Source organism: Clostridium carnis (genome assembly GCF_054657435.1).
On the sequence record NZ_BAAHYS010000001.1, the window covers coordinates 2,495,879 to 2,515,984 of the forward strand.

21 protein-coding genes are annotated in these 20,106 nt (G+C 27.2%); 20 read left to right on the forward strand and 1 reads right to left on the reverse strand.

Annotated features, from left to right (window positions below):
• Nucleotides 1-7: 7 nt before the first annotated feature.
• The 20 genes from ACYQ1T_RS12050 (at nt 8) to msrA (ending at nt 19,227) form a co-directional block, all read left to right on the forward strand.
• Nucleotides 8-1,213 (forward strand): BaiN/RdsA family NAD(P)/FAD-dependent oxidoreductase, encoded by a 1,206-nt coding sequence (locus ACYQ1T_RS12050; RefSeq protein ID WP_459836528.1) that lies wholly within the window; start codon nt 8-10, stop codon nt 1,211-1,213.
• A gap of 6 nt (nt 1,214-1,219) precedes the next feature.
• Nucleotides 1,220-3,427 (forward strand): stage V sporulation protein D, encoded by a 2,208-nt coding sequence (locus tag ACYQ1T_RS12055; RefSeq protein WP_459835074.1) that lies wholly within the window; start codon nt 1,220-1,222, stop codon nt 3,425-3,427.
• Nucleotides 3,428-3,469: 42 nt separating this feature from the next.
• Nucleotides 3,470-4,594: a putative lipid II flippase FtsW gene (gene ftsW, locus ACYQ1T_RS12060; RefSeq protein ID WP_459835077.1), complete on the forward strand. Its 1,125-nt coding sequence runs from the start codon at nt 3,470-3,472 to the stop codon at nt 4,592-4,594.
• Between the two features lie 63 nt (nt 4,595-4,657).
• Complete coding sequence (locus ACYQ1T_RS12065) at nt 4,658-5,176, forward strand: putative ABC transporter permease (protein WP_459835079.1); 519 nt, start codon at nt 4,658-4,660, stop codon at nt 5,174-5,176.
• Between the two features lie 159 nt (nt 5,177-5,335).
• Entirely contained in the window at nt 5,336-6,136 is an 801-nt protein-coding gene (locus ACYQ1T_RS12070; protein WP_459835082.1) for an HAD family hydrolase, read from the forward strand.
• Nucleotides 6,137-6,190: 54 nt separating this feature from the next.
• The gene (locus ACYQ1T_RS12075; protein ID WP_459835084.1) at nt 6,191-6,880 is read left to right on the forward strand and encodes a FadR/GntR family transcriptional regulator; all 690 of its coding nucleotides are present in this window, start codon (nt 6,191-6,193) and stop codon (nt 6,878-6,880) included.
• Nucleotides 6,881-7,092: 212 nt separating this feature from the next.
• Entirely contained in the window at nt 7,093-8,610 is a 1,518-nt protein-coding gene (locus ACYQ1T_RS12080) for an L-lactate permease (RefSeq protein WP_459835086.1), read from the forward strand.
• A 30-nt stretch (nt 8,611-8,640) separates the two neighbouring features.
• Entirely contained in the window at nt 8,641-9,429 is a 789-nt protein-coding gene (locus tag ACYQ1T_RS12085; protein ID WP_459835088.1) for an electron transfer flavoprotein subunit beta/FixA family protein, read from the forward strand.
• Between the two features lie 12 nt (nt 9,430-9,441).
• The gene (locus tag ACYQ1T_RS12090; RefSeq protein ID WP_459835090.1) at nt 9,442-10,632 is read left to right on the forward strand and encodes an electron transfer flavoprotein subunit alpha/FixB family protein; all 1,191 of its coding nucleotides are present in this window, start codon (nt 9,442-9,444) and stop codon (nt 10,630-10,632) included.
• 3 nt (nt 10,633-10,635) lie between these two features.
• The gene (locus ACYQ1T_RS12095) at nt 10,636-12,033 is read left to right on the forward strand and encodes an FAD-binding oxidoreductase (protein ID WP_459835093.1); all 1,398 of its coding nucleotides are present in this window, start codon (nt 10,636-10,638) and stop codon (nt 12,031-12,033) included.
• A gap of 315 nt (nt 12,034-12,348) precedes the next feature.
• Nucleotides 12,349-12,762, forward strand: a complete 414-nt coding sequence (gene speD / locus ACYQ1T_RS12100) for an adenosylmethionine decarboxylase (RefSeq protein WP_459836531.1) — start codon at nt 12,349-12,351, stop codon at nt 12,760-12,762.
• 8 nt (nt 12,763-12,770) lie between these two features.
• The gene (gene speE / locus ACYQ1T_RS12105; RefSeq protein WP_459836533.1) at nt 12,771-13,619 is read left to right on the forward strand and encodes a polyamine aminopropyltransferase; all 849 of its coding nucleotides are present in this window, start codon (nt 12,771-12,773) and stop codon (nt 13,617-13,619) included.
• A gap of 233 nt (nt 13,620-13,852) precedes the next feature.
• Nucleotides 13,853-14,275: a DUF3783 domain-containing protein gene (locus ACYQ1T_RS12110; RefSeq protein ID WP_459835095.1), complete on the forward strand. Its 423-nt coding sequence runs from the start codon at nt 13,853-13,855 to the stop codon at nt 14,273-14,275.
• Nucleotides 14,276-14,449: 174 nt separating this feature from the next.
• Nucleotides 14,450-15,214, forward strand: a complete 765-nt coding sequence (locus ACYQ1T_RS12115) for a threonine/serine exporter family protein (RefSeq protein WP_459835097.1) — start codon at nt 14,450-14,452, stop codon at nt 15,212-15,214.
• Between the two features lie 2 nt (nt 15,215-15,216).
• Complete coding sequence (locus ACYQ1T_RS12120; RefSeq protein ID WP_459835099.1) at nt 15,217-15,666, forward strand: threonine/serine exporter family protein; 450 nt, start codon at nt 15,217-15,219, stop codon at nt 15,664-15,666.
• 199 nt (nt 15,667-15,865) lie between these two features.
• The gene (locus tag ACYQ1T_RS12125) at nt 15,866-16,270 is read left to right on the forward strand and encodes a peptidoglycan recognition protein family protein (RefSeq protein WP_459836536.1); all 405 of its coding nucleotides are present in this window, start codon (nt 15,866-15,868) and stop codon (nt 16,268-16,270) included.
• A 105-nt stretch (nt 16,271-16,375) separates the two neighbouring features.
• Entirely contained in the window at nt 16,376-16,594 is a 219-nt protein-coding gene (locus ACYQ1T_RS12130; protein WP_459835102.1) for a hypothetical protein, read from the forward strand.
• Nucleotides 16,595-16,777: 183 nt separating this feature from the next.
• Complete coding sequence (locus ACYQ1T_RS12135) at nt 16,778-17,941, forward strand: AI-2E family transporter (RefSeq protein WP_459835104.1); 1,164 nt, start codon at nt 16,778-16,780, stop codon at nt 17,939-17,941.
• Nucleotides 17,942-18,157: 216 nt separating this feature from the next.
• Nucleotides 18,158-18,667: a DedA family protein gene (locus ACYQ1T_RS12140; protein WP_459835107.1), complete on the forward strand. Its 510-nt coding sequence runs from the start codon at nt 18,158-18,160 to the stop codon at nt 18,665-18,667.
• Nucleotides 18,668-18,756: 89 nt separating this feature from the next.
• Nucleotides 18,757-19,227 (forward strand): peptide-methionine (S)-S-oxide reductase MsrA, encoded by a 471-nt coding sequence (gene msrA, locus ACYQ1T_RS12145; RefSeq protein ID WP_459835109.1) that lies wholly within the window; start codon nt 18,757-18,759, stop codon nt 19,225-19,227.
• Here the strand turns inward: msrA and ACYQ1T_RS12150 are convergent.
• On the reverse strand, nt 19,224-20,084 hold the full coding sequence (locus ACYQ1T_RS12150) for a S66 family peptidase (RefSeq protein ID WP_459835111.1): 861 nt from the start codon (nt 20,082-20,084) through the stop codon (nt 19,224-19,226). The genes msrA and ACYQ1T_RS12150 overlap by 4 nt on opposite strands.
• Nucleotides 20,085-20,106: the final 22 nt, after the last annotated feature.

The following is a 20,106-nucleotide window of genomic DNA, read 5'->3' on the forward strand; positions in this document are numbered from 1 at the left end:
TTGTATGATGGCAAAAGTAATAGTAGTTGGAGCAGGACCAGCAGGAATAATGGCAGCTCTTAATTCATCAAAATCAAATGAGGTTATTTTGATAGAAAGAAATAATGAAATTGGTAAAAAACTAAACCTTACTGGCGGAGGAAGATGTAATATAACCAATAATAGAAGTATAGAAGATTTTTTTGACAAGGTAGTAAATAATAAAAAGTTTTTATATAGTGCATTTTATACATTTTCTAATTATGATTTGTTACAGTATTTATCAAAAAATGATTTAGAATATAAGATAGAATATGATGAAAAAGTATATACAAAAAGTAATAAAGCAGAAGAGGTTATAGATTTTTTTAAAAAAGATTTATTAAAAAACAAAGTTAAAATAATTTATAACACTAAAGTTTCAGATTTAATAGTAGAAAATAAAGAAATTAAAGGTATTGTAACTGAAGATGGACATAAATTATATTCTGACAAGGTTATAATTACAACAGGTGGTAAGAGTGTGCCAGCTACAGGATCAGATGGAAGTATGTATGAAATATTAAGTAAGCATGGACATACAATAACTCCACTATATGCTGCATTAATTCCATTAGTAACAAAAGAATCCTTTGTTAAAAACTTACAAGGGGTATCAATGAAAGAAGTGGTATTTACTACTAAAATAAAGAAGAAAAAAATAGAAACTAGAGGAGACATGATTTTTACTCATTTTGGAATATCAGGTCCTGGAGTATTAAAGCTATCTTCATATATAAATAAAAGTTTAGAAAATGGCGAAATAGAAATAAATCTAGATTTTATGGAAAATACATCTAAGGAGGAAGTTTCTAAAATAATAAGAAGTAATCCCAATAAGAGTATTTTAAATAATTTAAAGGGGATGCTTCCTCAAAACTTTTTAAAGGAAATTGTAAATATTTTAAGTTTAAGTGAAGTAAAGCCAAGTGAATTAAAAAAGGAAGATGAAGTAAAGCTTATAGAATATATAAAGGAAATGAAGCTTACAGTTAAGGAAACATTAACAATAAAAGCAGCTATGGTTACAAGTGGGGGTATTAGCATTAAGGAAATAAACGCCTCTACTATGGAGTCAAAAATAATAAAAAATCTTTTCTTTGCAGGTGAAGTAATAGATGTAGATGCAGAAACAGGAGGATATAATCTTCAAATAGCTTTTTCTACAGGATATTTAGCAGGAAGTGATTATTAATAAGGAATGGGAATTAAAATGAAAAAAAATATAATGAAAAAGGATTTAACAGGTAGAAGAAAAAAAGCAGTTAATAGACTTAGCTTTATAACTATATGTATAAGTTTAGTATTTTGTTTTTTTCTTATAAGATTAACATATGTAATGGTATATAAAAATTCTGAATATACATCTATGGCAGAGGAGCAAAGAGAATCTTTAGATAAACTTGTTGCTAAAAGAGGAGATATATTAGATAGAAATGGAGAAACTTTAGCATCTACTATTAATGTTTATAGAATAGATCTTGACTTAAAGACAATAAGAGGAAATGAAGAAGAAAAAAGAACTATTGATGAATTAGCAGTAGAACTTGCTAAAGCTTTAAGTATGGATAAAGCTGAAGTTCTAGAAAAGCTAGAAACAAAGAAGCAAAATGGAGAGTATGCATCATCAGCTACATTAATTAGAGGAATAGAAAAGTCTATAGCTGATAAAGTTAAGGAGCTTAAAATTTATGGAGTAATTATTTCAAGTGATACAAAAAGATTGTATCCTAATAATAATTTCTTAGCTCATACTTTAGGTGGTGTTAGCTTAGATAATAAAGGATTAAATGGTATTGAACTTAAGTATAATAAATATTTGGCAGGAATAGGTGGAGTAAGAATATCAGAAGTAGATGGAGCTTTAACACAACTTCCTAATAATTCACTACAATATACAGCTCCAATACCAGGGAAAAATGTTTCTTTAACTATTGATGAAAATATTCAGTATATGATTGAAAAAATTGCAGAAAAGGGAATGACAGATAATAAGTCAAAAGGTGTATCTATTTTAGTTATGAACCCTAAAAATGGAGAAGTTTTGGCAATGACTAATAAACCAGACTTTAATCCAAATAATCCATATGAGGAATATGAAAGGTTTAATGGTGAAAATGATAGCCAAAAGCTTGAAAATATGTTTAGAAATAGCTTGGTAAGTGATACTTTTGAACCAGGATCTACATTTAAAAACTTTACTATGATGGCAGTATTGGAAGAAGGTTTAGCAAGTGAACATGATACATTTCATTGTAATGGTGGGGTTAAGTTTGGAGATACAACAATTAAATGTTGGAAACTTGATGGTCATGGAACACAGACTCTTCCACAAATACTTCAAAACTCTTGTAATGTAGGTTTTATGGAACTTGGTAGTAGACTTGGAAGAGAAAAGTTAAGTGAGTATATACAAAAATATGGTTTTGGAAAATTAACTAATATAGATTTAGATGGAGAAGGTGCTGGAATTGTTAAGAAAAATGAAGATATTAGCGAAATGGATTTAGCTACTATTTCATTTGGACAAACTAATACAGTAAATGCGTTTCAACTAATGACTGCATTTAATGCAATTGCAAATGGAGGAGATTTAGTACAACCACATCTTTTAAAGGAGATTTCTCATGAAGATGAAAATGGAACAAAGGTAATAGATGAAGTATATACTCCAGTAGTTAAAAAAGGTGTTATGTCAGCAGATAATACTGCTATTGTTAGAGATTATCTTGAGAGAACAATAAATGATGGCGGACCAATAGGAAAATTTATGGGAGAAAAATATAGAGTTGGAGCTAAAACAGGTACTGCTCAAAAGCCAGATCCAGTTTTAGGTGGATATTACTCTGATAAGTATATAGCTTCTGTAGTTGCAATGTATCCTGTTGATGATCCACAAGTTACAATATTTATTAAGGTAGATGAACCAAGTCCTGATAAATATTATGGAGGTCCAGTAACAAAACCTTTACTAGAAATGCTTATTAAAGAAATTTATGATTATATAAATTCACCAGTATATATAGAAAAAAATAAACCTACAAGTCAAATTATAGTACCAGAAGTAAGAGGGAAATCAGTTAAAGTAGCTGAAAAAATATTGAATGATAATAATTTAAATGTATCAGTTGATGGAACAGATTCAACTGTTATTAATATAAATCCTTATCCGGGTTCAATAGTTCAAGCGGGTGCAGATTTAACAATTACAACCGGTAAAGTTTCAGATATAGATAAAAATATTATTATGCCAGATTTAAAAGGATATTCACTTGAAAAAGCAAGTGAAATACTTAATAAAATTGGAATGAAGTTTACTACATCTGGAAATGGTAGTGTATCTAGTCAAAGTATAGCAGCTGGACAAACTATAGAAAAAGGTATTTCAGTAAAGCTAGAACTTAAATAATTATAGCAATATTTGTAATATAAAGAGAAAGGAGCAATTTATATGAGATTAAAGAAGAAAAAGAAGAAAATGGGTAGAATTGATATTGCTATATTATGTGCTGTAATTTTACTTGTATGTATTGGAATTATTATGGTATACTCCTCAAGTTCATATTATGCATTATATGAAAAGCAAAATAGCGAATTTTTCTTGAAAAAAGAATTAACATGGTCTTTTGTAGGGATAATTGTAATGATAAGTACAATGTCAATAGATTATCACGTGTATAAAAAGGTAACTCTTATTGGTATGATAGGAACGCTAATATTATTAGTTGCAGTTTTATTTACAAGTGATACTAATGGTGCGAGTAGATGGCTTAATATTTTTGGAGTATCACTGCAACCATCTGAAATAGCAAAATATGTAGTTGTATTATTTTTAGCTATGAGCTTAGATGCTAATGGAAGAAAGGTTAAAAATTTTTGGAGTGGAGTTATTTTATACTTAGGAATTGCAGGAGTATTTGCAGGTTTAATTTTAATTGAACCAAATTTAAGTATTGCATCAATTATTATGATAGTTACATTTATAATGATTTTAGTTGGAGGTGCAGAAATTAAGCACTTATCATTTCTTGTACCACCAGCAATAGCAGCAGGACTTATTGCCATATTTACATCAGGATATAGACTTAAAAGATTAACTGCTTTTTTAGATCCATGGAGTGATCCATCAGGAAAAAGCTTTCAGCTTATTCAATCTTTATATGCTCTTGGATCAGGGGGAGTAACTGGGGTAGGTTTTGGACAGTCAAAACAAAAGGCTTTATATATTCCAGAACCTCATAATGACTTTATATTTGCAGTAATTGGAGAAGAGTTAGGTTTAATAGGTTGTATATTCTTACTTTCAGTATTTTTATTTTTAATTTATAGAGGAATAAATGTGGCTAAAAAATCAATAGATAATTATGGACTTTTATTAGCTACAGGAATAATATCTATAATTGCAATTCAGATTATAATAAATATTGCTGTTGTAACAGGATCAATGCCAGTAACTGGTGTTCCACTTCCATTTATAAGTTATGGAGGTACATCTTTAGTATTTAACTTGGCTGCAATGGGAATACTGTTAAATATATCAAGACAAACTAAAGATCAAGAAGAATTAACTAAATAATAGTATCATTAAATGATAAATGGTTAAACTAAAATAAATTAGAAAAGTAAGGAAGGTATAATTATGGATACTTTTATATTTATTTTGTTTAACTTTTTATTATATTCATTTATAGGATGGATTATTGAAAACTTATATAGTTATATTATTACAGGGGAATTTAAGAAAGATGGATTTATGAAGGGGCCATATAAACCGATGTATGGTATAGCATTTACATTATTAGTTATAGTTAATAAATACAGTAATATTAATAGCAGTTTATTGATAGTACTATATTTTATAATACCAACATTAATAGAATTTATTAGTGGTTATTTATTAAGAAGATTTTTTAATAAAGAATATTGGGATTATTCAAATTTGAAATATAACTATAAAGGTTTAATTTCATTAAGATTTTCTTTTTATTGGATGATTTTATCATTTATAGGAATTATATTTATTCAACCAATTATTAATGCAATATTTATAAACTATATGAGAATATGGGGAATAATAGCTATTTTAGGTTGTATTATTATGGCATTTGATTTAGTTCTTACAATTAGAACAACTAATAATAAATTAATAGTAAATTAAGATGATAAAAAAAGCTTGGTTAATAACAATCAAGCTTTTTTCTATAAAGTTTATGTTAATAATATATATAAGATAAAAATATACAGGATTTTTTATTTATAACTAACATTTTATAGATTATAATAAAGTAAAGTTTAAAAGAAAGTGGTGGGAAATATAATGGGAAAATATAATGGAGTTGTATTTTTTGATGTAGATGGAACATTAATAGATTGTTTTAAAGGAATATGTGTACCAACACAAAGTACAAAAGAAGCAATAAATAAATTAAAGGAATTAAACTATTTAACTATTCTTGCAACAGGAAGACCTAAAAGTTGTATTGATAAGAACCTTATTAACCTAGGTTTTAATGGATATATAGCTTGTAATGGATCTTATGCAGATTTTAAAGATGAGGTTTTATTTAATTACTATATAGACAAGCTGAAGTTAAATGAGATATTAGAATTTTTCAAAGAAAATAATATACACTATATGTTAGAGGGGCAGGAAAAGAGTTATATATCTAGTTATAAAAGTGAAAAATTAATGGAACTTATTAATGGAGCTAATATAAGTGAAGAGTCTTTTACAGATAAATGGGATAATGATATTGTTAAGTGTAATAAGATAATAGTAATAAATAATGATGAAAATACTTATGAAAGTGTTTTAAATAAATATAATGATGATTTTGCATTTATGAAACATCCTCAAGGAATATCTTTTGAAATGTATATAAAGACATACACTAAGGGATATGGAATAGAGCAATTAATAAATAAGTTAGGGATAGATAGAGAAAAAACTTATGCTTTTGGAGATGGAGAAAATGATATTGAAATGTTCCAAGTTGTAAAGCATGGTATTGCCATGGGTGGATATCATAAAAGGCTGAAGGAATATGCATATGATTTTACAGAAGATGTAGAAAATGAAGGTATTTATAAAGGTTTAAAAAAATTAAAGTTAATTTAATAATTAAAATTAGATTAGGATATTTTATTATTTATAAGGTACTGAGGTGAGGATATGTTTGACGAAATAAAAAGTACTAAAGTATATGAACAAGTAGTAGAACAAATTAAAACTATGGTTAAAGCTGGAGTTCTAAAACGTGGAGATAAGCTTCCAACGGAAAGAGTTATGGCAGAAGAACTTGGAGTTAGTAGAACTTCAGTGAGAGAGGCATTAAGAGCCTTAGATGTAGTTGGGCTTATTGAAAGTAGACAAGGAGCTGGAAATTATATAAAAGAAAATTTTGACTCCTTATTATTTGAGCCATTATCTATTATGTTTATGCTTCAAGAAAGTAATTTAATGGAGATATATGAGCTTAGAGAAATGTTAGAGCTTGAAACAACTTTATTAGCCGCAAGAAAAATAAGCAATTCTCAAATAGAAAAAATAGGACAGCTTGTTGAGGACTTAAAGAACAGTGAAGATGAGAATATAAGTGTAAAATTAGATAAAGAACTTCACTATACAATTGCAGAAGCATCAGGTAATAAATTAATAATAGATATATTAGAGGTATTATCTCAAATTATGGATAGATTTATTAAAGATTTAAGAAAAGATATACTAGCAGATAAAGAAAATAAAGAGAAATTATCTAATTTACATGAAAAATTATATAAAGCTTTAAAAGTAAGAAATGAGAATGAAGCATATAAGGTTATGAAAGATCATTTTAATCTTATAAGAAGGTACATAGAGTAAAAGTTAAATAAATAACAAAATATGGTATAAAATAAAAGTAAATAAAAAAAATTATTTTTGATATAGGCATTATGCCTATATTTTTTTGATTTTTTGGAAGTAATTTACTGTTAACTTAATAACAATTATAGATATTTGGAATATAAAGGTATATAATTAGCGTAAAGATTGGTAGTACCAATTTACCAATATATTTTAAAAGGGGTGGGGTAATGAATGAATATTCCATGTTTTTTATTGCATTATTACCAATAATATTACTAATTGTTTCTCTTGGGGTTTTTAAAATTCCAGGATACAAGATATGTCCTATTGCTTTAGTTTTTACTATAATACTGTCTGTTTTTATTTGGAAAATGTCTTTTTTAGAATCTATATCAGCTACATTAGAAGGAATTGTTTTAGCCTTATGGCCAATAATGCTTGTTATTATAGCTGCAGTATTTACTTATAATTTATCAGTTTATACAAAAAGTATGGATATTATAAAAAGTATGCTTACAAGTGTAACAACAGATAAAAGAATACTAGTATTAATTCTAGCATGGGGATTTGGTGGTTTCTTAGAAGCTGTTGCAGGATTTGGAACTGCTGTTGCAATACCAGCTAGTATTATGATTGTACTAGGATTTGATCCTATATTTGCAGCAATAGTTTGTTTAATTGCAAATGCAACTCCAACAGCATTTGGAGCAATTGGACTTCCGGTTAATACATTAGCAAAACTTGCAAACTTATCTTCTGTTGAGTTAAGTTATGCAGTAGCAATACAGTTATTTGTATTCGTTTTAATAATTCCTATAGTTTTAGTAATGATTACAGGAAAAGGTATTAAGGGAATAAAAGGTGTTTTTTCTATAACAATTGTATCAGGGCTTTCCTTTGCTATTCCCCAATTGATATTTGCTAAATACTTAGGTGCAGAACTTCCAGTAGTAATTGGATCTGTTTTATCATTAATACTTACGGTATGTATGGCTAAGAAATTTCATAAGGATAAAACATCAAGTAAGATTAAAAAAATACCCATTAAAAAATGTATTATAGCATGGTTACCTTTTATATTAATATTTGTATTTATTCTTTTAACAAGTCCTTTATTTAAAGGAATAAATGAGACTTTATCAGTTCTTAAAACATCCCTTACAATTTATAAGGGAGAGTCTGCAAGTCCATACACAATAACTTGGGTTGCAACTCCAGGAATTATGATTTTAATATCAGCATTTATAGGTGGAAAAGTACAAGGTGCAACATTTAATGAAATGCTAAATGTTTTGAAAAATACAATAAAACAAATGAGTAAATCTGGTATAACAATACTATCGATAGTAGCACTTGCAAAAGTTATGGGATATAGTGGAATGATTAAGTCTATAGCTATAGTTTTAGTTATGGTAACAGGAAGATTTTATCCGTTAATATCACCTTTAATAGGAGCACTTGGTACATTTGTTACAGGTAGCGCTACGTCTGCTAATGTATTATTTGGTGGGCTTCAGGTTGAAGCTGCAAAATCATTAGCGGTAGATCCATGTTGGTTAGCAGCAGCAAATACAGCTGGCGCAACAGCTGGAAAAATAATTTCTCCACAAAGTATAGCAGTGGCTACAGCAGCTACAAATCTTGCTGGTAAAGAAGGGAAAATACTAAATTCAACTTTAAAATTTTTTATAGCATATGTAGGAGTGCTAGGAATAATTGTTTTCTTTGGTGCGACTTTATTTTAAAACAAGTATGTAGAATGGGGGAGAGTTACTATGAATATAGTAGTTTGTATTAAACAAGTTCCAGGAACTTCAAAGGTTGAAGTTGATGAAAAAACAGGAGTATTAAAAAGAGATGGAATAGACTCAAAAATGAATCCATATGATTTATACGCTCTAGAAACAGCATTACAAATAAAAAGTAAGGTTGGAGGTACTATAAAAGTAATTAGTATGGGGCCACCACAAGCAATGGAGGTTATAAAAGAAGCGTTTTCAATGGGAGCAGATATTGGAAGTTTAGTATCAGATAGAAAATTTGCAGGTGCAGATGTTCTTGCAACATCATATACATTATCACAAGGTATTAGGAAAATAGGAGATATGGACTTAATTATTTGTGGAAAGCAAACTACAGATGGTGATACAGCACAAGTTGGTCCAGAAATGGCAGAATATCTTGAAATACCACATATAGCAAATGTAAGAAAAATATTAGAAATAAAGGAAAAATCAATTGTAGTTGAAATGGATATGCCAGATACAATTGAGGTTTCAGAAATTAAGTATCCTTGTTTGTTAACAGTAGAAAAAGATATATTTCAACCAAGGCTTCCATCTTATAGAAGAAAAATAGAAACTAAGGAACGAGAAATAGGAGTTATTTCTTTAAAAGACTTTGAAGATAAGGATGAAAAGAAATATGGTCTAAATGGATCACCAACTCAGGTTGAAAGAATATTTCCACCGTTATCAAACGATGAGCATGAGATGTGGAATGGAGATTCACAAGAATTAAGTGAAAAAATATCATCTAAATTAAAAGAGTTAAAGTTCATTTAGGAGGAATAAGAAATGGCAAAGCTTGTTGTAAACCAAGAAAAAATATTGGATATAAACGAATTAATGAAAATTTGTCCTTTTGGAGCAATGGAAAATGTTAATGGAAGGCTAGAAATAAATGCAAGTTGTAAAATGTGTAGATTATGTGTTAAAAATGGTCCTAAAGGTGCAGTTGAATATATAGAAGAAGAAGTAAAGAAAATAGATAAGAACAAGTGGAGTGGTGTAGCAGTTTATGTTGATCACGTAGATGGAGAAATACATCCAGTAACATTTGAACTTATAGGAAAAGCTAGAGAGCTTGCAAAAAAAGTAGGACATAAAGTATATTGTGTATTTATAGGATATAAAATTAAAGATAGGGCTAAAGAACTATTACACTATGGAGTAGATGAAGTACTTCTTTATGATAAACCACAATTAAAGTATTTCACTATAGAGCCATATACAGCTGCTTTTGAAGAGTTTATAAATACTATTAAGCCATCAGCTATTTTAGTTGGTGCAACTACCATTGGTAGATCTTTAGCTCCTAGAGTAGCAGCAAGATTTAGAACTGGGCTTACAGCAGATTGTACAGTACTTGATATGAAGGAAAATACTGATTTAGTTCAAATAAGACCAGCTTTTGGTGGAAATATAATGGCACAAATAGTTACTCCGAACTCAAGGCCTCAATTAGCAACAGTTAGATACAAGGTTATGTCAGCATCGGAAAGAGAAGAAAATGCAACTGGCAAAGTAATCGTTTGCGATATAGAGGATTCAAAATTAAAATCAAATATAGAGGTGCAAAAGGTTACTAAAAAGGAAAAAGAACATAGTATTTCAGAAGCAGAAGTAATAGTTGTAGCTGGTAGAGGTATTAAAACTGAAAAAGATTTACAAATGATAAAAGAACTTGCAGATCTTTTAGGCGGAGAAATAGCTTGTACAAGACCTTTGATAGAATCAGGATGGCTTGATGCAAAGAAGCAAGTTGGATTAAGTGGAAGAACTGTAAGACCAAAGCTAATAATAACATGTGGAGTTTCAGGAGCAGTTCAATTTACAGCAGGAATGAATAATTCTGATTATATATTTTCAATTAATAAGGATGAAAAAGCTCCAATATTTAAGGTATCTCATTATGGAATAGTAGGAGATATATACGAAGTAATTCCACAACTTATTGAAAAAATTAAAATGGAGAAGGGGGAATAGGAGATGAACTACAAAAAAATTGATAAAAGTGATATTAAATATATTGAATCAATAATTAATGATAATGAAAGAGTTTTTTATGGTGAAAATATAAATGAAGATTATAGTCATGATGAACTTGGCGCTATTAAAAAAATGCCAGATATAGTAGTTCAAGTATTAAGTACTGAAGAAGTATCAAAGGTTATGAAGTATGCTTATGAAAAGGATATTCCAGTAACTCCAAGAGGATCAGGTACAGGGTTAGTTGGTTCAGCAGTTCCTCTTTATGGTGGAATAATAATAGATCTAAGTAAAATGAATAGAATATTAGAATTAGATGAGGAAAATCTAACTTTAACCTTAGAACCAGGCGTATTATTAATGGAAATTAGTAAATATGTAGAGGAACACGATTTATTTTATCCACCAGATCCAGGTGAAAAAACAGCAACAATCGGAGGAAATATAAGTACTAATGCTGGAGGAATGAGAGCTGTTAAATATGGAGTAACAAGAGATTATGTAAGAGGTTTAGAAGTTGTCTTGCCAAATGGAAATATAGTAGATTTGGGCGGAAAAGTTGTCAAAAATAGTTCAGGATATAGTTTGAAAGAATTAATAGTAGGCTCAGAAGGAACTTTAGGAATAGTAACTAAAGCCACACTAAAATTACTTCCATTACCTAAAAAAGCTATTAGTTTATTAATCCCATTTAAGGATTTAGATGCTGCAATAGAAACTGTACCTAAGATAATAAAATCTAAATCAATTCCAACAGCAATAGAATTTATGCAAAGAGAAGCTATTGTAGCTGCAGAAGAATTTCTAGGAAAGAAATTTCCAGATAATACTTCAGATGCATATTTACTATTAACTTTTGATGGAAACTCAAAAGAAGAGATAGAAAATGATTATGAAAAGGTAGCAGATATATGCTTAAAAGAAGGTGCATTAGATGCATTTATTTCAGATACAGAAGAAAGACAAGAATCAATTTGGTCAGCAAGAGGCGCATTCTTAGAAGCAATAAAAGCTTCAACAAGTGAAATGGACGAAGTTGATGTTGTTGTGCCAAGAAATAAAGTTGCTGAATTTGTTAAATTTACCAAAGGTGTAGAAAGAGAATTTAATATAAGAATTAGAAGTTTTGGACATGCTGGAGATGGAAATTTACATGTTTATATATTAAAAGATAATTTAGATGAAGATAAATGGAAAGAAAAACTTAATAGTGTAATGGAGGTTATGTATAAAAAATCAAAGGAATTACATGGAAAGGTATCAGGAGAACATGGAATTGGATTTGCGAAGAAGGAATATTTACATGAGTCAATTGGAGAAAATATGATAGAGATAATGTCTGGAATTAAAATGGCATTTGATAGTAAGAATATATTAAATCCTGGAAAGATATTTTAATTAAATTAACTTAAAAATAGATATAGTTTATATCTAAGGTATTAGAAATTTTATTAATACTTAAGAGATAAATATATCTATTTTTTTATTGTTTACATTAGAAAAACATTCCAATAAAAAAGATTTTTTAAATATTGACAAGGTAAAAGTTGGTTGATAAAATGATATAGTTAGTATATATTAACTTTGAGTTTACATATACTAAACTTTTTTAAAAAAATAGGAGGTTATATGAGTGAAGCATTTTTGTTAGTTAAGTATTTATCTGTTGGATGGAACTAAAAATTTAATTTATGGAGGGATTTTTTTATGAAAATTGAACAATTAGGAAGACATATACTAGTAGAATATTATAACTGTGATAAGGAAATATTGAAAAATCACAAAATTATTGAAGATCATATGAAGCAAGCTGCTATTGAAGCAAAAGCTACAATAGTAACAAGCTGTTTTCACAAATTTAATCCCTGGGGAGTCAGCGGTGCTGTAATAATCCAGGAATCACATCTTACAATACATACATGGCCTGAATATGGATATGCTTCAGTAGATTTATTTACTTGTGGAGACTCTGTTAACCCTTGGCTTGGATTTAAATATTTAGAAGAGGTGTTAAAAGCTGAAAGAAGCGAATCTACAGAAGTGGCAAGGGGACTTGTAGACAAGGTCAGAACTTTTGCTAATGGAGCCTATGATAATATGGATATGAATTTTAAGATGGAGGTTTAATGATGAATATGGAATTATGGTATACTGAAAACCAAACAGAAAATGTAAATTTTTCTATGAAAGTTAAAAAGCACTTATACTCATCACAAAGTCCATTTCAAAAAATAGATATTTTAGATACTTATGAATTTGGAAGAGTATTAGTTATTGATAACTGGACTATGGTTACAGAAAAAGATGAATTTATTTATCACGAAATGATAACTCATGTAGCTATGGCTACTAATGAAAATGTAAAAAATATACTAGTTATAGGTGCTGGAGATGGTGGTACAGTTAGAGAATTAACTAGATATAAAAATATAGAAAATATAGATATGGTAGAAATTGATCAAGAAGTTGTTAACGCATCAAAGAAATTTTTACCTTTTACTGCAAATAAATTAGATGATAAAAGAGTAAATTTATACTTTGAGGATGGAATAAAGTTTATAGAAGGAAAAGAAAACTTATATGATTTAATTATAATTGACTCTACAGATCCTATAGGTCCTGGAGAGGGATTATTTACTACAGAATTTTATAAAAACTGTTACAGAGCATTAACAGGAAATGGTATATTGATAAATCAATGTGAGAGTCCATATTATCCAAATAATGCTAGAGAAATGAAAAGATCATTTAATAAACTGAAAGAATTATTTAACGTATGTGAAGCATATCAATATCATATGCCAACTTATCCTTCAGGACATTGGATGTTTTGTTTTGCATCAAAAAATTTACATCCTATAAAAGATTTTAATAAAGAAAATTGGATTAAATTAGGGTTAGAAACAAAGTATTATAATACGGATATACATACAGGGGCTTTTATGCTACCAACGTATGTAAAAGAAAATTTAAATAAAAAATAATATAAACGAAGCTACTATATTTTTAGTAGCTTCGTTTATTGTAATATAGTATATAAATATTTATAAAATTTCTTTTTAGAAGAAATTTTACTATATTTTATATTTACTTCAATGAAATCTATAGCAGTATTTAACATCTATAATTTTTTTAATAATATAAGAATATTTTTGTATTGAAGGAGAAATAAAAATATTATATAATAGTAATTATTATATAATAAAGAGGTGAAGAAATGTCTTTTAAGGAAATAGATATTAAAGATAATAATATTAAAGATGAAAGAAGTTGCATAATAATTTGCAATTTTAATGGTAAAGAACTTCAAGGAATAAAAAACCTTGCAAATATATTAGGAATTAAGGATCAAGTTATAATTTCATATAAAAATGGAGAATCAAAAGTAAAAGATATAATAGCTAATGAGGAATTAAAGGTTGATGAAAATGGACAAAAAGAAAGAACAATAATATTTAACAACATTTCTCAATTAAAGTTGAATATTTTTATGGAGAATTTAAAAAAAATTAAAATTAATAATGTATTAATTGCAACAGTTACAGAGACTTCAAAGGATTGGTCATTAAATAATCTTATTTTAAATTTACTTTTAGAACGTAAAGCAATGAAAAGTGGAAAAAGTTTTGAGCATGCTTAAGTAAAAAAAGTATAATGAATCAGAAAAAGTGTTAATTTATAAATTGTAAATTAACACTTTTTTATTAGTATGAATATATTAATTTAAAATTTATTAATATTATAATATAGACAGTTAATATTTAAGGAATGTATAATATAGGAAATTAATAATTAATATAGAAAGGAAATATCTATGAATACCAATGAAATACTGGAAGTTGCAACTTATGCAGGTAAAATAATGCTTGAAAGTGGAGCAGAAACTTACAGAGTTGAAGAAACTATAAATAGAATATGTAAGATATATGGAGTTAAAGAAGCGGATAGTTTTGCAACTCCAACAGTAATTATAGTTTCAGTTTCAAATAATGGACAAACATATTCAACAGTAAAAAGAATATCAGATAGATCTGTAGATTTGCATAAAGTTGATAGAGTGAATGATATTTCAAGAAATATAATAAATGATAAGCTAACTATAAAAACGTTAAATGAAAAATTAAGAATAATAGAAAAAGAAGAGAGATATTCTTTTTATACTACAATTCTTTTTTCAGCTATTGGTGCATTTGGATTTGTATTTTTATTTCAAGGATCATTTAGAGATGCTGTTTCTGCATTCTTTATTGGATTAGTAGTTAAGTATTTTTCAATTAAATGTGAGAACATAGAAATAAATTCATTTTTTATTACAAGTATATCGGCAGGTATTTTGGCACTATTAGCTATAATTTCTATTAAAATAGGATTAGCAAATGATATGGACAAAGTTATAATAGGGTCTATAATGTTGTTAGTTCCTGGTCTTTCAATAACTAATGCAATTAGAGATACAGTTGCAGGAGATTTAGTATCAGGAGTAGCTAGAGCAGCAGATGCGTTTTTAACAGCAATTGCAGTAGCTGTTGGAACAGGTATTGTATTAAGTTTTTGGATAAGAGTTTTTGGAGGGATATAGATATGATATTAGAGACCTTTTCTGCATTTTTAGCAACACTAGGGTTTGGAATATTGTTTAATATAAAAAGAAAAAAATTATTTTTTGCAGCATTATGTGGTGCTTTAGGGTGGTTTGTATATAAATTTTCTATATTTATTGGAACAACAGAGATAACTGCTTTATTTTTAGCATCGATAAGTCTTAGTATATATTCTGAAGTATTTGCAAGAATACTAAAGACACCAGTTACAACCTTTATAATCTGCGCATTTATACCATTAGTTCCAGGGGGAGGAATGTATTATACAATGGTTGAGGCAATTACAGGAAATGTTATGAAATCTTTAGAGTTAGGAATAAATACAATAGCATCAGCAGGTGCACTTGCATTAGGTGTTGTATTTGTTTCAACAGGAACAAAGATATTAGTTAAATATAAAAGAAAAAAATTGCTAAAAAACTCAGATTAAAATATAATTTTTAAATTAGAATAGATATTGTTTATTAAGTCAATTATATATTATGAATAACAGGTTTTCATTTATCATATATAGAGTGATAAAAATGAAAATATAAAATATAATATTTAGGAGGTAAAGTTCAATTAAAATAAAAATATTAAATTTAGAGTTTAATGAAGATTTAAAGCCGTTAGAAAATATTAGAAAAATTATTATACATCATACACATAATCCGGAGTTAACAACATTAACCACTCATAAAATGCATCAAGATAGATTTAAATGGGCCGGAATAGGATATAACTTTTTTGTTGAAAAAGATGGTGAAATTGTAGAAGGAAGAGGATACAATGTAGGTGCACATGCAAAAGGAAATAATATTGATTCTATAGGAATAGCAATGGCAGGAAATTTTGATGAAAGTGTACCAGCCGATGAACAATGGGAGTCATTAATAGAATTATGTATATATCTTATGTTTAAATATGATATAGAACCCAATAGGGTTATAGGGCATAGAGAATTAAAAGGAGTTACTAAAAGTTGTCCAGGAGAAAGATTTAATATGAATTTTCTTAGAGATAGCTTAAGAGAAACATTGAATAATTTATAGATTAAAGAGCACTAAAAAGTAACTACTTGATATAAATATCTTAAATTGTTATATTGAATTTATATTACTTTTCTAAAATATAAATAAATTAAGGAGAGTTTAAATATGAATTTTAATAAGATTTCTAATATAACTTTTTACATAGGAATAGTTGTAAGTGTACTAGGGTATTATCAAATATATAAAGTTAAATCTATGCTTCCCCATGATGTATGTCCAATAGATAATAATAGGGGTATGCTCATTGCGGGAATAATACTTATGGTTTTAAGTGTTATAACATCATATATTTACGAGAGAAAAAACAAAAAAAATCTTAATTAGAATAGAGCTAATGGTTAATAATATTTCCATTAGCTCTATTTATTTTAATAATATAATATAAAAAATTTACTAAAATAATACATAATGTTTGAATTTAAGATTAAATAGTATATAATTATGGTTACAAAGTATAAATGAAGAATAAATTATATAAAATATATAAATTAGTAAAGAGAGGTAAAGATGAAAATAAATTGGAATAACAAATATACAACTATTGCTATATACTCATTTCTAGTAGCTATATCAGTTATTATCTTTTACTTAGCAATATCACAAGTATCAATATTTACTGATAAACTTCAAGTTATATTAACAATATTACAACCATTTATAATTGGATTTTCAATTGCGTACATAATAAATTTTCTTTTAGACTTTTATGAACATAAAGTTTTTAAAATGAATATTTTAAAAAAAGTAAAGATTAAGTCAACTAGAGGAATAGGAATATTATTATCATACATAACAGCTTTTTTAATATTAAGTTTGTTTATTCACTTTCTTTTACCACAGTTAATGGATAGTATTATAGGGCTTGTAAATGATATTCCATTATATATAACAAATACAACTAACTTTGTATATGAATTAGTACAAGGATTAAATATAGAAGAGCAATATTCAAAGGTTATTATTGATAATTTTAATGGTTTGGTTGATTACGTTATTAAATTTGCTACAAATTTAATACCAGTTTTAGGTGGAGCACTTGCGAAAATCGCCTCAAGTATTTGGAATATTATATTAGGAATAATAATTTCAATATATTTATTAATAGATAAAGAAAATCTTTGTGCTTTAAGTAAGAAAATAACTTACGGAATTTTATCAGAGGAACATGCAGATATAATTGTTAAGTTAATGCATAGAAGCAATGATACCTTTGGTAAATTTTTAAGTGGAAAAATAATTGACTCCATTATAATTGGTATATTGACATTTATTATATTAACTATATTTAAAATGCCATATACAATATTGCTTTCAGTAATTATAGGTGTTACAAATATAATTCCATTTTTTGGACCATTTATTGGTGCGATACCATCCTTTATAATAATACTTTTTGTTTCACCAATTCAAGCATTATGGTTCTTATTAATTATACTTATTATTCAGCAAATTGATGGAAATATAATTGGACCTAAAATTTTAGGTGATTCAATAGGAATTTCAGCCTTTTGGATACTATTTTCGATATTAGTGGCAGGAAAAGTTTTAGGACTTGTAGGTATGATTATAGGAGTTCCTTTATTTGCTATTATTTATTCAATAATTAAAGATATTATTGAAAGTAAGTTAAGAAAAAAAGGATTAAAAACTGAAACTAAAGATTATATGTAACCTTAAAAATATAAAGAGAAGCTATGAAATTTTTATTCATAGCTTCTTTTTATATTAAATTCTAAAGAGTTATTATAAAATTATTTAATATTAAAACATATACTCTTAAACTGTTATAAAGAAAATCTTTAGGAAATCTTTAGGTTTATATATACTTTATTTTAAAGAATTTATTTTATTATATAAATATAGAATTAGAATAAGGAGGAAGTAAATATGAGTATAAATGAAGTGACAAGTTATCTTTCAAATTATGGTATGATTTTTTTGTTTATTATAGTATTTTTAGAATATTTAAATTTACCAGGTTTAGCAGCAGGAATAATATTTCCATTAGCAGGAGCATGGGTTGCAAATAGTCAAGGGAATTTATTTTTAGCAATAGGGGTATCGGTTTTAGCAGGAGTTATAGGAAGTTGGATATTATATGGAATTGGATGGTATGGTGGTGAAATACTAATAAAAAAATATACGGATAAGTTTCCAAAACAAAAAGAAGTTGTAGATAAAAACATAAAGTTAATTAGAGAAAAAGGGAATTATGGAATATTTATAAGTAAACTTATTCCAATGATAAGAACAATAGTATCATTACCAGCAGGAGCACTTAAGTTAAACTTTTTAAAATATACTATATATTCTGCCTTAGGAATTCTTATATGGAATGGAGCGTTTATGGGAGCAGGATATTTTTTTGGAGAGGCTGTTTTAAAAGTTTTAGCATAAAATATATATTTCTATAATTATATTAGAAATAATAATCTTTTATAGTATAATAATCTATATTAATTAATTTTAAGAAAAGAGGTGAAGGTATGAAACAGATAGTATTTGCAGGAGGATGTTTTTGGGGAGTTGAGGAGTACTTTTCAAGAATAAATGGAGTTATTGAAACAGAAGTAGGATATGCAAATGGTATAACGGAAAATCCTACTTATAAAGAGGTTTGCTATAAAAATACATATTATGCTGAAGTGTGCAATATAATTTATGATGAAAAAGTCATTTCTTTAGAAGATCTATTAAGGGAGTTTTGGTCAATAATAAATCCAACTACACTTAATAAACAAGGTAATGATATAGGAAATCAATACAGAAGTGGGATATACTATATTGATTCAGATGATTTAGAAAAAATAATAAAAAGTAAGATGGAAATTCAAAAGCAATATGATAACTTAATAGTAACTGAAATAAAACCACTAGAAAAATATTATAAAGCTGAAGAATACCATCAAAAATATTTAAAGAAAAATCCAGGTGGATATTGCCATATTAAATTTTAAATAGAATAATAATTTCCAATAATAAGACATTTTGAATCTTGACCATGACCAATATTATTTGTTTTAGCTATTGGAAGTTTAGGATCATCCACTATAGATGTAATTATTTCTATAATATTAGGGGAATACTCGTTACTTTCCATTTCGCTGAAAGTTCCAAGGAGTATTCCTTTAATTTTTTTAAAAATTCCAAGTTGTTTATATTGAGTTAAAAAAGTAGTCATTTTAGCAACATCACCTCCAAGGCTTTCTAAAAAAAGAATTTTATCTTGAAAATCTGGAAAGAATTCAGTACCAGCTAATTTAAGTAAACATCTAATATTCCCGCCAATAACTGTCCCTTCCATTGAAGTTCCTTGAATAAATATATAATCAAAAGAAAATAAATCACTATAATTATTAATAAGTGAATTTTCGAAATTTTTCATTTGAATATTTTCAGATGATCCAATTAAATTTCTTAATTGATAAAGGTATGTTTTGTTTTTTGTTTTATGGTAAATAGCATTTAATAATACAGTTAAATCGCTATAACCAAAAAAAGGCTTTGGGTTATTTAAAATAACATTAAAATCCAAGTATGAAAGAACTTCATTAGCAACATCTCCACCGGATAAATCAAAAATTGCTTTAATATTTTTATTTAAATATAGGTTAGTTAAAGCTTCAGCTCTATCTTTAGCACTACCACTAAAAATAGAGTGCTTTTTAAATAATGTTTCTCCATAAACTACATTTAATCCTAGAGAATTTAACTTTTTTTCTAAAATATTAATTTTATCTGAAAAAGATTTATCAAGTCCATTAGAGCAAGCAATTAAGCCAATTGTATTTCCGTTATGTAATATTGAATTCATACATTATCTCCTTTAAAACTAA

Coding starts and splice junctions, on each gene's coding strand:
- ACYQ1T_RS12050 (WP_459836528.1), top strand. CDS start 8: ATGGCAAAAGTAATAGTAGTTGGAGCAGGACCAGCAGGAATAATGGCA.
- ACYQ1T_RS12055 (WP_459835074.1), top strand. CDS start 1,220: ATGGGAATTAAAATGAAAAAAAATATAATGAAAAAGGATTTAACAGGT.
- ftsW (WP_459835077.1), top strand. CDS start 3,470: ATGAGATTAAAGAAGAAAAAGAAGAAAATGGGTAGAATTGATATTGCT.
- ACYQ1T_RS12065 (WP_459835079.1), top strand. CDS start 4,658: ATGGATACTTTTATATTTATTTTGTTTAACTTTTTATTATATTCATTT.
- ACYQ1T_RS12070 (WP_459835082.1), top strand. CDS start 5,336: ATGGGAAAATATAATGGAGTTGTATTTTTTGATGTAGATGGAACATTA.
- ACYQ1T_RS12075 (WP_459835084.1), top strand. CDS start 6,191: ATGTTTGACGAAATAAAAAGTACTAAAGTATATGAACAAGTAGTAGAA.
- ACYQ1T_RS12080 (WP_459835086.1), top strand. CDS start 7,093: ATGAATGAATATTCCATGTTTTTTATTGCATTATTACCAATAATATTA.
- ACYQ1T_RS12085 (WP_459835088.1), top strand. CDS start 8,641: ATGAATATAGTAGTTTGTATTAAACAAGTTCCAGGAACTTCAAAGGTT.
- ACYQ1T_RS12090 (WP_459835090.1), top strand. CDS start 9,442: ATGGCAAAGCTTGTTGTAAACCAAGAAAAAATATTGGATATAAACGAA.
- ACYQ1T_RS12095 (WP_459835093.1), top strand. CDS start 10,636: ATGAACTACAAAAAAATTGATAAAAGTGATATTAAATATATTGAATCA.
- speE (WP_459836533.1), top strand. CDS start 12,771: ATGGAATTATGGTATACTGAAAACCAAACAGAAAATGTAAATTTTTCT.
- ACYQ1T_RS12110 (WP_459835095.1), top strand. CDS start 13,853: ATGTCTTTTAAGGAAATAGATATTAAAGATAATAATATTAAAGATGAA.
- ACYQ1T_RS12115 (WP_459835097.1), top strand. CDS start 14,450: ATGAATACCAATGAAATACTGGAAGTTGCAACTTATGCAGGTAAAATA.
- ACYQ1T_RS12120 (WP_459835099.1), top strand. CDS start 15,217: ATGATATTAGAGACCTTTTCTGCATTTTTAGCAACACTAGGGTTTGGA.
- ACYQ1T_RS12130 (WP_459835102.1), top strand. CDS start 16,376: ATGAATTTTAATAAGATTTCTAATATAACTTTTTACATAGGAATAGTT.
- ACYQ1T_RS12135 (WP_459835104.1), top strand. CDS start 16,778: ATGAAAATAAATTGGAATAACAAATATACAACTATTGCTATATACTCA.
- ACYQ1T_RS12140 (WP_459835107.1), top strand. CDS start 18,158: ATGAGTATAAATGAAGTGACAAGTTATCTTTCAAATTATGGTATGATT.
- msrA (WP_459835109.1), top strand. CDS start 18,757: ATGAAACAGATAGTATTTGCAGGAGGATGTTTTTGGGGAGTTGAGGAG.
- ACYQ1T_RS12150 (WP_459835111.1), bottom strand. CDS start 20,084: ATGAATTCAATATTACATAACGGAAATACAATTGGCTTAATTGCTTGC.